This is a genomic window from Methanoculleus sp., assembly GCF_036677455.1.
Taxonomy (GTDB): Archaea; Halobacteriota; Methanomicrobia; order Methanomicrobiales; family Methanoculleaceae; genus Methanoculleus.
The window spans coordinates 71,600-83,259 of the sequence record NZ_JAVBWL010000007.1 but is presented as its reverse complement, the minus strand read 5'-3'; the positions used below and the strand labels follow the sequence as shown (position 1 = coordinate 83,259).

Genomic DNA, 11,660 nt, shown 5'->3' with positions numbered 1-11,660 from the left:
AATGGCACATCACAATGGACCACGCAAGAAGACGCGGTATAAGTTCAAGAAAGACCTCAGAAAACGCGGTATCCCCCCGGTCACCTCGGTGATTCAGAACTTCGAGATCGGGCAGCGGGTGCACGTTGTGGTCGAACCAAGTGTCCAGAAGGGCATGCCCCACCGGAGATTCCACGGGAAGACCGGTACGGTCATCGGACAGCGCGGACGCGCGTGGGTGCTCGAGGTCAGGGATGGCGATACGATAAAACAGGTGATTGCGAGACCGCAACATCTAAAAGCGCAGAAAGTATAATCCTCAACGGTAGTGATTGGCATGAAGGTTAAACGAATCGTGAGCGAAGAGCGGATGCTGCTTCCCGAACTGCGTGACACTCTCCTTTCCGTGGAGGCAGCCCGGCTCGAGTCTGGCGAAGAGATGTCCTACGAGCTTCGTAAGAGTATCGAGCATGCCAATCATCTTTCCCGGACGTCCTCAGAGAAGGCCCGCGACCTCGTCAGCGAGCTGATGAAGCTCGAGAAGATGAAGGAAGAGATCGCCTATCGCATCGCGAACCTGATGCCGCGGACCCGGGACGAGCTCCGCGCAATCTACGCCAAGGAACGGTTCAACCTCACGCCGGACGAACTGGACGAGATCCTCGACCTGGTAATGACTCACTTCTGATCGAAGGGGGTGGCGTCAATGAAGACCGAAAGGAAAGAGGAGAATGCGGTAGTCATCGATATCCTTCCTCTGGGATATGCGAGCGACCAGCGTCCCGTCTACAAGCGTGAACCGGTTATTCTCGCAGTCGGCGTGGACCAGTTCAAGCTGCTCGAACTTGTCCCGAAGGCGGGTGCGGATATTCAGGTCTATGACCGTGTCTACATCGGCGATGCGGAGCGGGAGAAGATCGAGCGCGTCAAGCGGCGAATGAACTACACGGACCTGACGGCGACGGCGAAGCTCGAACTGCCGTTCGTGATCGAGCAGATCGTTCGTGAGAACGAATCGCGATTCGTCGACTTCTTCAACAAGTCCATCTCCATCACACCGAAGTTCCACATGCTGCATCTGCTCCCCGGCATCGGGAAGAAACTGTTGTGGGAGATCATCGAACAGCGAGAGAAGAAACCGTTCGAGAGTTTCGCCGATATTTCTGCGCGGATCAAGTCGCTCCCGCACCCGAGCCGGATGATCGTCAGTCGGATCCTGCGCGAGATCGAGGACCCGGACGAGAAGTATCATATCTTCACATCGAGATGAGCGCTCCGAGGGATCAGCATTTTCTCGTCGACAAAAGAGCCGTCGAGAGAATTGCCGGTTTTGTTGATGTCTCCGGTCGGAGGGTGCTTGAGATCGGCCCCGGTGAGGGGATCCTCACCCGTGCCCTCCTCGACCGCGGTGCACACGTCATTGCGGTAGAGATCGATCCGGCTCTTGTGGATGAACTTGAGATAGCCTTCGCCGACGAGATCGAGGAGAACCGTCTCGAGATCGTCCCGGGTGATGCGAGGAAGGTGGACCTCCCGCCGTTTGATATCGTCGTCGCGAACCTCCCCTACTCTGTTTCTTCGAAGATCACGTTCCGGCTGCTTGAGATCGGCTTTGAGGTCGCGGTCCTGATGTACCAAAAGGAGTTCGGCCAGCGGATGATTGCGCCGCCGGGGACGTCCAACGTCGGGCGGCTCTCGGTGATGGTGCAGACCTATGCTTCCGTAAAACCGCTCCTCGAACTCGGGCCCGGCTCGTTCCGCCCGAGGCCCCAGGTCCGCTCCTGGGTGGTCCGGATAACGCCGCACGAGCCGCCGTACCCGATCGCCGACCGGAATGTCTATGCCGACGTCATTCGGGTGCTCTTCTCCCACCGGAGAAAGACTGTCCGGAAGGGGCTCCGGAGCGGTAAGGATACGTTTGCACCCGAGGCGATCGAGCGGGCGATTGCAGGTCTGCCCGACGATCTCCTGCAGCGTCGGCCCGAAAACCTGACGCTCGAGGAGTTTGCGCTGATAGCAAACAAGATGAGCGGGAGCTAGGGATGCTCCCCGACCAGGTCTATTCTCCCGCCGAGGACTCGTTTCTCCTCCTCCGGGCGGCGCTTGCCGAGGTCCGGCCGACCGACCGGGTGCTGGAGGTCGGGACCGGGAGCGGTTACGTCGCGGCCGGACTTTCCGGCCGGGCGGCGGTGGTCGCGACCGACATCAACCCCCACGCGGTGGCGTGCGCCCGCGCCCGCGGGGTAGCGGCGGTCCGAACCGATCTTTTCTCGGGGCTCTGTGGCCCGTTCGACCTCATCCTCTTCAATCCCCCGTACCTCCCGACGCTCCCTGAGGAGCGGATCGATGACTGGCTGGAGTACGCCCTCGACGGCGGGCCGACGGGAAGGGTCGTGATTGAACGGTTCGTCGCGGAGATCGGTCGGGTGCTCTCGCCGTTTGGGCGGGTTCTCCTCCTCGTCTCGTCCCTGACCGACCCGGGCGCGGTGCGGGAACTCTTTGCCCGGCAGGGGTTCGTCGCGTTCATCGTCGACGAGGAGAGGGTCGAGGACGAGACCCTCTACGTGATCCGGGCGATGCGGGACCTCTGCCGGGCAGGATGATAGTGGATACCCCGGACCCCCTTCGCCGGGAGCTCCGCGGCCGCTCAGGTCAGGTCCGCACCGTGTAGCCGGCCCTGACCAGTACCTCGATCACGTGCCGGTCCCATGCGGAATCGTCGGGTTCGACCCGGCGGTTGATCTCTTCTTCAAAGAGCCGGGTCAGTAGAGCATCCTCTGAGGCCAGGTGACGCTGGCCCATGATCCTCCCGGCTCTTCTCCCCGAAGCATCAAGGATGAGCAGGCGCCAGCAGCCGTAGTCCCGGCAGATCTCAGGACGCGTCAGATGGACGGTACAGTATCCCTTCGCGGCCGACGCATCGTACCGGAAGAACGGGCACGCCTCCGGTCGCTCGGAGAAGATGCTCCTGTCGGCAAACAGGGCGATTTTATCCGGATCGATCGAGACCTCTGTCGTTTCACCCGTGTACTGGTTGCGGATCAGGAAACGGCCATTCCCATAATCGGTATGGATCGTATGGACCAGACCCAGGTGACTGCAGCATTCGCCGCACTGGCTGCATTCAAATGACAGAGGGCATCCTTCCTGATCACCGTTAGTGGATGAATCTATTTGAATGCAGGGGAAAACCCACAGGTTCTCTCCTCACTGCACCAATCCCCGAAGCCTGGAACGGGCCTGATTGCGCAAGCCTTCACCGATCCGGGATGGCCAGGTGCCGGCCCGGGACGGCTATCCTGTGCACCAGGACCAACAGGCCAGGTGAAATGTTCCACCACCTTCCTCTGGATACCCGGATGTTTCCAGTACCTCGTTTGAACGCCGAATTGGCCCCCCTTCAAGAATTTACGGGAAAATTACACTGAATCTGCCAATGAACCTTTATCATCTTTGACCCCCTTTATATATGATCACTTGACAATGAACTCTTCCAATAACATCCTCACCGAGGGATCGGTTGGAAAAGGCCTCTTGATAGTGGCTCTCCCGATCATCATCAGCAATTTCCTCGCGAGCATCCTGGAGGTGGTGGATATGTATTTCATCGGCAAACTTGGCGATGTCTCGATTGCCGGGGGAGCGATGAGCATATCCATCATCATGGTGCTCACGACCGTGATCTTCGGGGTCGTGACGGCAACCGCTGCGTTCGTCTCGCGTGCGTATGGATCGGAGCGGTTCGAGCGTATCCAGGTGATCCTTTCGCACTCGCTCTATCTGGCGCTCACCTTCTCGGCGGTCCTTGCGGTCATCGGTCTCTTCTGGTCAGAGGATCTCCTCCTGCTCCTTGGAGCGGATCCCGGGGTTGCAGCGGAGGGGACGCGCTTCCTTTCGCCGATGCTGATGGGGGCGTTCATTTTTGTCACCCTGATGATCCTGACGACTGTCTTCCAGAGTACGGGAGATTCACGGACACCGATGTTTGTGATGATCGCGGTGAACATCACAAACATCGTCCTGAACCCGACGCTTATCATGGGTCTTGGCGGTCTTCCGGCACTCGGGATAGCCGGATCAGCGTATGCGTCCCTTACGTCGCGTGCGATCGGCGTGCTGCTCCTGATCGGGGCGATGTATCTCCTGCCGTCCAAAAAGAACGGACCGGTCAGGTTCCCGAAGAAGTGGACACTTGAACCGCGACTGATCCTCGACATCGTGAAGGTCACGATCCCATCGGCGGTGCAGAGCGGTGTCAGGAGTTTTGCGTTTCTCGGGATGACCGCGATCATAGCGCTGTATGGCACGGCAGCGGTAGCAGCATACGGTATCTGCCAGCGCCTTGATATGCTGGGCCTGATCGTCGTGATGGGGCTCTGCACGGGAGTCGCGGTGATGGTCGGGCAGAATCTGGGAGCAAAGAAGGTGGAGAGAGCGGAGAAGGCAGTCCGGATTGCGATGATCGCGAACGCGTCGTTCATGGTGGTTGTGGGTCTCCTCTACCTGAGGTTTGCGGAGCATCTCCTGGCGTTCTTCGGCGCGACCGGCGAGTCGCTTGCGAACGGCATCCCGTTCATGCAGATCGTCCCGACTTCGTACTTCGTGATAGCCATGGCGATGACGATGGGGTTTGCGATGAACGGTGCGGGGATGACCAAACCCGGCATGTATGCAGCGATCATAGGGCAGTTGATCGTGCAGGTGGGTCTTGCTGCGATCTTTGTTGCGATGGGCCTGCCGCTGCAGTTCATCTGGTACGCGGTGGTCTGCGGTACCGTGGTGGTCTTCCTGGTTGACCTCTACTTCTACCGGCGGGGGGCCTGGAAGACGAAGAGACTGAACCTCGGCGGGGAGAATTAGCCCGGGCCTGTAACAACTTTTTTCAACCGGCTCCACAGTCCCTGGTCTACCCGGGGAGGAGACCTGCCCCGGTCTCCCCTCGGAAAGGTATATATCCGGATGAATGGTATGCGGGCAGCATATGCGCGTACGGGAGAAGACCCTGACAGCCCTGCTCATTCTGTCGTTTGTGATGAACGTCTTCTTCCTGGCCGTCGCCCTCGTTCCGGAGGGTGACCTCTCCCCGGCTCTCTCCCAACCCGGGGGGACGCCCCCGGTCGAGACCCTGCCCCTTCCCCCTCCGGAAAACGAGGCGGGAGCCGGGAGCATGGCCTCGATGCAGGCACCGGTCATCCTCCAGAGGGTCGAGGCCGATCGGGGGGGCCCTTTTGCTATGGACCGGGTGACGGAAGAGGGGGCGATGGTGAATGTCTCGGTCGAGGTCGTGGAGGGGAGAGGGCGGGTGCTCGTCCAGACAACGCCCCTGATGGGGATAGCCTTTCAGGATGCCGCGAACCGGGCGGTCGCCCTTGCCGCCAACCACTCTCACGTGGACCTTGCGGAGAGCGACGTCATCTTCAGTATCCAGGCCCCGGACGAGGTCTCCGAGATCGACGGCCCCAGTGCCGGGGCGCTGATGACCACGCTGCTCCTCTCGGTTCTTGAGGAGTTCGCAATCAACGAGAGCGTGACCGTGACCGGCACCATCGATGAGGACGGCACCATCGGCCCCGTCAGCGGGATCCTGGAGAAGGCCGATGCTGCGGCGGAGAGCGGGAAGACGCTCCTGCTCCTCTCTGAAGAGAACGACCAGGCAGTCGATTACCGCGAGGAACCCCTCTCATCCGGATGGTTGGGGCTCACGCGGCAGCGGCCGATTGTCGTGGACGCAGAAGAGTTCATCGAGGAGGAGACCGGCATCCAGGTTGAGTATGTGGATACGCTCGATGACCTGCTCGCCTACGTCCGTCTCCCCGCAGGGGCTTCCTGACCGCTTCACGACCGGGATTGCTCTCCTGAGCCGGTGGCGGGGAGAGCCGGGGCCGGACGCCCCGCTACCGCCACTCCGTTCCCGGATGCGCGAACGAACGGTTGGCATCGGCCGCCCGATACGGCACCCCATAGAACCGGCGGTAGAACCTATCCGCCTCTTCCTCGATATCAAAGGCGAAGAGGTCTGGATGGAGTGTGTTTGCGATCGTCATCAGGCCAAGGATCCACCGGGGGCTCCCGAAGTCCCACGACGGGCGCATCGAGTAGACCCGGCCGTCCCGGACTGCCGGCACATTGAGGCCGTGCTCCGCGCAGTAGCGGAGGGTATCCTCGACCGTGGAGGTGAGGAACCCTGACGTGAAGAGGTACTCCGGCGCGAGTGCGACGAACTCCTCCCGGGATAGCGTGACCCCGGGTTTCCCCTCCCGGCCTATCTCCCGGTTGACGTAGGTGCCACCGGCCGCCTCCACGAGTTTCCCCTCGAACCGGCCGGGATTGAGGGCGAAGAGCGGGTGACCCATGGCGTAGTAGACCCGGGGCAGCGGCGCACCCGCCACCCGTTCCCGAATGAACTCCAGCCGTTCCCGGATGTAGGTGGAGAGGTCTCTTCCCGCCTCCTCGCGGCCGGTCCGGCGGGCAAAGTCCATGACGAGGTCGAGATAGGCGTCGATGTTGTTCATCCGGTCGTGCAGCTCCTTTCCGAGCATCCCGGTCCGGAGAACTTCGCCTCAGATGCGGGCGAGGACCGCCTGTTCCTCCACGCCGAGGCAGGCGAGGATTGCCCAGACCATCTCGAGCCCCCGGGTGACCCGGTATCCGCCCATCATCCCGGGTTCGTAGAAGACCGTGGGGCTCGCGGCACCCCGAACCGGGAGGACGCGGCCGCATCCACAGACCGTCTGCGCCCGGCCGGCGAGGTGCGAGCCCATCGGGCCGAAGAACTCACGCTCGATACAGGGCTTCCCGCATGCCGGGCAGAAGGTCGTCAGATGCGCTGTTCCCGGTGAGTTGAAGAGGTAGACCCGGGGGAGGATATCGTGGAGGCGGTTGCAGAGTTCCTCGCTTGCGTAAATCGTTGGCTCCTCGCCGAGACCTGCATCGCCGAATGGAACGAACCGCATCACCTGCAGGGGGATATCGGGGGAGATTGCCGCGAGCATCCGTGCCGCGTCGATCACCTCGTCCTCACCACCCCGCCGGTAGACGACGGAGGCCTCGACATGCACCCCTCCCTCGTGAAGCAACCGGGCCGTCCGGAAGACCGGTGCTGCGCTCTTCGCCCCGCAGGCACGGTAACTCGCGTCGGTCGCTCCCTTGAGCCCGATATTGACGAAGTCCACCCGGTCGCGGAGGCGCAGGGCGGATGATTCGGTCATGTAACCGTTCGTGGAACAGCCGACGAGGAGGCTTTCTTCCCGCGCTCTCTCTGCGAGGCGGCAGAAGGTCGGGAAGGAGGCGATCGGGTCGTTCAGGGCGAAGGCGATCCCGGTGCAGGCGTTCTCGGCCGCAAGGCGGAGCAGGTCGTCGGGGCCGAGGTACTCCCCGGTGGCTGCAAGCGAATCGGCATGTCCGACGAGGATCTCCGAGACGCACCCGCCGCATGCGAGGTTGCATCCGACCGTGCAGACCTGGAGGAACTTCGCGCCGGGGAAGAAGTGGAGCACCGGGAGCGTCTCGACGGCGACAGGGAAGGCGGCGAGAAAGGCGTCCGGGAACCGTTCGACGATCCCGGTCCCGTCGTTTCGATACATCCGGCATCTCCCCATTCCTTCGGGTGGGATCTCACATCCGACCTCACATATGGTGCATCGCATCCCTCGATCACTTCCGCATGATGATCCAGAACCCGGCTTCGCCCTCGTGGACCTCATAGGCAGAGATTCCCGTCATCTCAAGGTCTCGGCGGATGGCGTCCCTGTTCTTCGGGGCAAGCCGCTCTGCGGCCTTCACCTCCCACTCCGGGTCGATGACCCGCATCTTCTCCGTAATCTCCGCCTTCAGAGCAGGAGTCCCGAACCCACCGCCGACGAACGTCCTCCCGCCCGGCCGGAGCACCCGATAGATCTCCTGGAATGCCCGGACGCGGTCATCCCAGAAGAAGAACGAGCCACGGCTCACGATCAGGCCGATGGCGTTGTCATCGTAGGGGAGGTCGTGAACGTCGCCGCAGACCGGGTGTATCCGGTCGGTGAGCCCGGCTTCCTGGATATTCTGCCGTGCAATCGCAAGCATGTCGTTTGATGAGTCAAGAGCGTCGATACTGAGATTGCTTGCGGCCCCGAGCGCCATCGCAAGGTGCCCGGGCCCGCACCCGATATCGACGCATCTGCCCTCGGTAATGCCGCAGGCATCGATGGCCTGCCGGGCGATGACCGGATATATCGGCGCAAAAGGCCCCTTCGCGATGGCATCCATACTCCCGGCCCCTTTGCCGGCAAACGGTTCGTGTGATCTCTCTGTCATGGTATCCCTCTTCCTGCCACGGGTACGCAGATCCGCCGGTTGAACGGATCATCAAGGTGCATGATCCTAACTTCCACGCCGTAGGCCTGGCGCATGGTGTCCTCACGGATAACGTCGTCCGGAGGCCCCACGGCAAGAATTCTCTGGTCTTTCAGGATTGCGACTCTGCTCGATGTCAGGAGAGCGTGATCCGGGAAATGCGTCGCAACGATGATGGTGATTCCGTCTTCGGCGAGCCCCCTGATGACGTCGAGCACCCGCATCTGGTTGCCGAGGTCCAGGTGCGACGTCGGCTCGTCGAGGAGGAGAACACCCGGACGCTGCGCGATCGCCCGGGCGATCAGGACCAGTTGCCATTCGCCACCGCTGATCGCGGTGCATGGCCGGTCGGCGAGATGCGAGACCCCGACCCGGTCAAGAGCATCGGCCGCAACGGTCTCATCCTGTGGTGATGGAGCTGCAAAGGGGCTGAGGTGAGGTGCCCTGCCCATCAGGACAATATCCCTGACCCGGAACGGGAACGGCGAGACCTGTGTCTGGGGGACAAACCCGACCCGGCGGGCAATCTCGTGCGGCTGCATCCCTCCAATATCCCGGCCGTCCAGGAGGACGCGGCCGTGCGAGGGGGCGATGAGTCCGGCCATGCACTTGAGGAGCGTGGACTTCCCGGTGCCGTTCGGGCCGAGGAGGGAGAAGACACTTCCTTCCTCAACGGGGAGCGTGATACCCGTAAAGACGGCCGCTCCCCCTGGATAACTGAACGCTATATCCTCTACGCTGATGCTGCTCCCCATGCTTACCACCCCGTGCTGTTCCGCCGGAGCAGGATCGCAAAGATCGGCGCTCCGATGACCGCTGTCAGGATGCCGATCGGGATCTCCGCGGGGGCTGCCGTCCTCGCAACGGTGTCGACCGCGACCAGGAATGCCCCGCCGAGAAGCACTGAGACCGGCAGAAGGTAGCGGTTGTCCGGTCCGACGAGCATCCGCCCCATATGTGGTATGACAAGCCCGATCCACCCGATGATCCCGCTCATGCAGACCGCCGCAGCGGTGATCACCGTCGCGAGGAGGATGATGATCAGTTTCAAACGTTCGGTGTTCACCCCGAGCGCCCGTGCCTCTTCATCGCCCATGGTGAGGACGTTTATCCGCCATCGGACGGCAAGCAGCCCCAGGATTGAGACCGCTATGATCGGACCGAGGACCAGCAGGTCCGGTGTCGAGACGTGGTTGAGCGACCCCAGCAGCCAGAAGACGATCGCCGGCATCTTGTTCATCGGGTCAGCCACGTACTTCACCATTGAGGTGAGGGCCGAGAAGAGCGATGAGATCACGATACCCGAGAGAACGAGCATCAGGATTGGGGTCGTGCTCCTGACCCGGCTGAGGCCGTAGGCCATCCCCACGGCGAGGAGGCCGAAGACGAACGAGAGGATCTGGACGACGACAAGGCTGTCGAAGAGGAGGATGCCGATCGCCGCCCCAAAACCCGCTCCCGAGGCCACGCCAAGGATCTGCGAAGAGACTAAGGGGTTCCGGAACATTCCCTGGAACGAGGCCCCGCTGATGGCGAGGCCGGCTCCGACGAGCAGTCCGGCGATGATCCGGGGGATCCTGACGTTCACGACGGCACTGGCTGCCGTCGAGGACCAGGTCTCCTCGATCGGGAGGACCGAACTCAGGATCACCGCTGCCACCGTCTCCGGCGGGATTATATACCGCCCGAGCATCAGGGCGGCAAACGCAACGATCCCGAGCACGGCGAGGAGGAAGACCAGAACGGTGCCGGGGTGCTGTTCTCCCCAGCCCCGGCCGTCAGCCTGACCCGGTCCGGTCGTTGCCGTCCTGGCCACCGGTGCTCCTCCACCGTCGGTATACGCACTTTTGGCGTCTATCGTCTTCGGTCTCATCCGGACTGCTGCACCTGACCGAACGTCACGCTTCCGTAGGCGCCGTCGATGACCTTCTGCGCCTGCGCATCAGTGATGGGGAACTCGAAGATCTCGTTGTAGAAGTCCTTCACACGGTCGGTGAGCGGGACGTCGGCGAAGCGGTCGGGGTAAGCCTTATACGCAAGCCAGACCGGGTAGAGGACGGCGGACTCGGCGGACGGGCGGCTCCAGAGGAAGAGCCCGGTCGGTTGCTTGTAAACCCTGCCTTCTTTGACGGCGGTGAGTTCCTTCCAGCGGTTGTCGTTCGCGAGCTCGGCGGGGCTGCTGGTATCGATGATGATGAGGCCGGGGTCGACGGCAAGGACCTGCTCCATCGAGACCTCATTGATGCCGGTGTGCATCCCTTCCTGCTGGCCCTGGGTGGTCTCGATGGCGGCGACGGCGTTTCTGCATCCCGCGGCCTCGGTCCACTCGGTGAAGAACGTGTCGCCCCCGAGTGTCTGGAGGTGGCTTACGCCTTCGCCCAGGAAGACAGTGACCCGCTCATCCTCGGGGATGTCCGCGGTACGATTCTGGAGGAACGCGAGGGTCTCATCCAGGTAATCGATGTAGGCCTGGGCCCGTTCAGGTCTCTGGAAGACCTCGCCCATGAAGACGATCTCCTGCCGCATCTCATCGAACCCGTCGCTCATGGTCCCGGAGAGGTAGATGACCGGGATGTCTGTTTGCGACTCCACGATCTCGCCGTCGACGTCGAAGGCGATGACGCAGTCGGGGTTGGTGACCAGGAGTTGCTCGATGTTCACATTGCCGTTTGTCGTCCGCGGCGCTGGTTTGCTGGCAATGCCCGGGTCCATCTGCTGCATCATCTCCATCATCTGCGGCCCTTTTGTGACTGCAGTGACGCTCTCGTTCGCTCCAAGGAGGTAAGGCACCTGGCTGATGGGACCGCCGAAGATACCAAACGTTGCTCCGCTAGCGGGGAGTGTGATCTGGTTCCCTGCCATATCGGTGATCGTCCGTGTTTCGGCCGTGGAGGCCGGTGTTGTCGTGGTGCAGCCGCAACAGAGGATGCCGGCTGCGATGATGAGTGCACAGAGCACGTAACTGGTCTTTGTCATCATTACACCTGTATACTAGCGTTCGGCGGAAACAGGTCGATCTTCTGGACGACCCGCCGAATTGGTGAGATTTTTCATCCTCATGGAGAAAACCATTGCCTTTCGAGATGGGGTTAATTATAATGCGTTAACATGGCTGATCCTTGTTGAAAATGGGTCAAAAATGCTTAGAATGGTTGTATCACCAATATCCGCCTTCATTTCTCGCTCCGGTCCGGAAATCTTTGGCCGTCCCCGGTCGGGCCGGTGAGGGGACTCATGCGAGCGTCGGATCCGGAACGCTGTACTGGCTGTGCCAGCAGGGGACGGGCACCCTGTTCTGGAAAGGTATACTTCGGGCAGGATGGTACGCAAGCAGCGTATGGGCATGA

Annotated in this window: 14 protein-coding genes; 7 read left to right on the top strand and 7 right to left on the bottom strand. The window is 61.7% G+C overall.

Annotation, left to right across the window (positions count from 1 at the left end; translation table 11 throughout):
- The first annotated feature begins 1 nt into the window (after position 1).
- From V6K60_RS01925 to V6K60_RS01905, 5 genes are read left to right on the top strand one after another with little or no spacing between them, the layout of a single operon-like run.
- Complete coding sequence (locus V6K60_RS01925) at positions 2 to 295, top strand: 50S ribosomal protein L21e (RefSeq protein WP_292386508.1); 294 nt, start codon at positions 2 to 4, stop codon at positions 293 to 295.
- A gap of 21 nt (positions 296 to 316) precedes the next feature.
- Positions 317 to 667 carry an RNA polymerase Rpb4 family protein gene (locus tag V6K60_RS01920; protein ID WP_332448823.1) on the top strand — a complete coding sequence of 117 codons (351 nt, stop codon included), beginning with the start codon at positions 317 to 319 and terminating at the stop codon, positions 665 to 667.
- A gap of 18 nt (positions 668 to 685) precedes the next feature.
- Positions 686 to 1,249 carry a DUF655 domain-containing protein gene (locus V6K60_RS01915; RefSeq protein WP_332448822.1) on the top strand — a complete coding sequence of 188 codons (564 nt, stop codon included), beginning with the start codon at positions 686 to 688 and terminating at the stop codon, positions 1,247 to 1,249.
- Entirely contained in the window at positions 1,246 to 2,019 is a 774-nt protein-coding gene (gene rsmA / locus V6K60_RS01910; protein WP_332448821.1) for a 16S rRNA (adenine(1518)-N(6)/adenine(1519)-N(6))-dimethyltransferase RsmA, read from the top strand. Before V6K60_RS01915 ends, rsmA begins: the two co-directional genes overlap by 4 nt.
- A gap of 2 nt (positions 2,020 to 2,021) precedes the next feature.
- Complete coding sequence (locus tag V6K60_RS01905; protein ID WP_332448820.1) at positions 2,022 to 2,582, top strand: HemK2/MTQ2 family protein methyltransferase; 561 nt, start codon at positions 2,022 to 2,024, stop codon at positions 2,580 to 2,582.
- A 49-nt stretch (positions 2,583 to 2,631) separates the two neighbouring features.
- Here the strand turns inward: V6K60_RS01905 and V6K60_RS01900 are convergent, their stop codons facing one another.
- Entirely contained in the window at positions 2,632 to 2,781 is a 150-nt protein-coding gene (locus V6K60_RS01900) for a hypothetical protein (RefSeq protein WP_332448819.1), read from the bottom strand.
- 681 nt (positions 2,782 to 3,462) lie between these two features.
- On the opposite strand from V6K60_RS01900, the gene V6K60_RS01895 reads away from it, so the two are divergent.
- Together V6K60_RS01895 and V6K60_RS01890 are read left to right on the top strand one after the other, a co-directional pair.
- Complete coding sequence (locus tag V6K60_RS01895) at positions 3,463 to 4,839, top strand: MATE family efflux transporter (RefSeq protein ID WP_332448994.1); 1,377 nt, start codon at positions 3,463 to 3,465, stop codon at positions 4,837 to 4,839.
- Positions 4,840 to 4,960: 121 nt separating this feature from the next.
- Positions 4,961 to 5,809: a S16 family serine protease gene (locus V6K60_RS01890; RefSeq protein WP_332448818.1), complete on the top strand. Its 849-nt coding sequence runs from the start codon at positions 4,961 to 4,963 to the stop codon at positions 5,807 to 5,809.
- A gap of 64 nt (positions 5,810 to 5,873) precedes the next feature.
- Here V6K60_RS01890 and V6K60_RS01885 read toward each other — a convergent pair whose 3' ends face one another.
- From V6K60_RS01885 to V6K60_RS01860, 6 genes are all read right to left on the bottom strand, one after another.
- Positions 5,874 to 6,518: an ABC transporter substrate-binding protein gene (locus V6K60_RS01885; RefSeq protein ID WP_332448817.1), complete on the bottom strand. Its 645-nt coding sequence runs from the start codon at positions 6,516 to 6,518 to the stop codon at positions 5,874 to 5,876.
- A gap of 21 nt (positions 6,519 to 6,539) precedes the next feature.
- Entirely contained in the window at positions 6,540 to 7,562 is a 1,023-nt protein-coding gene (locus V6K60_RS01880) for a radical SAM protein (RefSeq protein ID WP_332448816.1), read from the bottom strand.
- A 70-nt stretch (positions 7,563 to 7,632) separates the two neighbouring features.
- Complete coding sequence (locus V6K60_RS01875) at positions 7,633 to 8,274, bottom strand: class I SAM-dependent methyltransferase (RefSeq protein ID WP_332448815.1); 642 nt, start codon at positions 8,272 to 8,274, stop codon at positions 7,633 to 7,635.
- Complete coding sequence (locus V6K60_RS01870; protein ID WP_332448814.1) at positions 8,271 to 9,068, bottom strand: ABC transporter ATP-binding protein; 798 nt, start codon at positions 9,066 to 9,068, stop codon at positions 8,271 to 8,273. The genes V6K60_RS01875 and V6K60_RS01870 overlap by 4 nt, the downstream gene beginning before the upstream one ends.
- A 2-nt stretch (positions 9,069 to 9,070) precedes the next feature.
- On the bottom strand, positions 9,071 to 10,186 hold the full coding sequence (locus V6K60_RS01865; RefSeq protein ID WP_332448813.1) for a FecCD family ABC transporter permease: 1,116 nt from the start codon (positions 10,184 to 10,186) through the stop codon (positions 9,071 to 9,073).
- Complete coding sequence (locus V6K60_RS01860) at positions 10,183 to 11,292, bottom strand: ABC transporter substrate-binding protein (RefSeq protein WP_332448812.1); 1,110 nt, start codon at positions 11,290 to 11,292, stop codon at positions 10,183 to 10,185. Before V6K60_RS01860 ends, V6K60_RS01865 begins: the two co-directional genes overlap by 4 nt.
- Positions 11,293 to 11,660: the final 368 nt, after the last annotated feature.

Excerpts from the sequence above, each read along its gene's own strand:
- V6K60_RS01900 (WP_332448819.1), bottom strand. The coding sequence starts at position 2,781 with ATGGGCCAGCGTCACCTGGCCTCAGAGGATGCTCTACTGACCCGGCTC.
- rsmA (WP_332448821.1), top strand. The coding sequence starts at position 1,246 with ATGAGCGCTCCGAGGGATCAGCATTTTCTCGTCGACAAAAGAGCCGTC.
- V6K60_RS01905 (WP_332448820.1), top strand. The coding sequence starts at position 2,022 with ATGCTCCCCGACCAGGTCTATTCTCCCGCCGAGGACTCGTTTCTCCTC.
- V6K60_RS01895 (WP_332448994.1), top strand. The coding sequence starts at position 3,463 with ATGAACTCTTCCAATAACATCCTCACCGAGGGATCGGTTGGAAAAGGC.
- V6K60_RS01890 (WP_332448818.1), top strand. The coding sequence starts at position 4,961 with ATGCGCGTACGGGAGAAGACCCTGACAGCCCTGCTCATTCTGTCGTTT.
- V6K60_RS01920 (WP_332448823.1), top strand. The coding sequence starts at position 317 with ATGAAGGTTAAACGAATCGTGAGCGAAGAGCGGATGCTGCTTCCCGAA.
- V6K60_RS01870 (WP_332448814.1), bottom strand. The coding sequence starts at position 9,068 with ATGGGGAGCAGCATCAGCGTAGAGGATATAGCGTTCAGTTATCCAGGG.
- V6K60_RS01875 (WP_332448815.1), bottom strand. The coding sequence starts at position 8,274 with ATGACAGAGAGATCACACGAACCGTTTGCCGGCAAAGGGGCCGGGAGT.
- V6K60_RS01885 (WP_332448817.1), bottom strand. The coding sequence starts at position 6,518 with ATGCTCGGAAAGGAGCTGCACGACCGGATGAACAACATCGACGCCTAT.
- V6K60_RS01880 (WP_332448816.1), bottom strand. The coding sequence starts at position 7,562 with ATGTATCGAAACGACGGGACCGGGATCGTCGAACGGTTCCCGGACGCC.
- V6K60_RS01865 (WP_332448813.1), bottom strand. The coding sequence starts at position 10,186 with ATGAGACCGAAGACGATAGACGCCAAAAGTGCGTATACCGACGGTGGA.
- V6K60_RS01915 (WP_332448822.1), top strand. The coding sequence starts at position 686 with ATGAAGACCGAAAGGAAAGAGGAGAATGCGGTAGTCATCGATATCCTT.
- V6K60_RS01925 (WP_292386508.1), top strand. The coding sequence starts at position 2 with ATGGCACATCACAATGGACCACGCAAGAAGACGCGGTATAAGTTCAAG.
- V6K60_RS01860 (WP_332448812.1), bottom strand. The coding sequence starts at position 11,292 with ATGATGACAAAGACCAGTTACGTGCTCTGTGCACTCATCATCGCAGCC.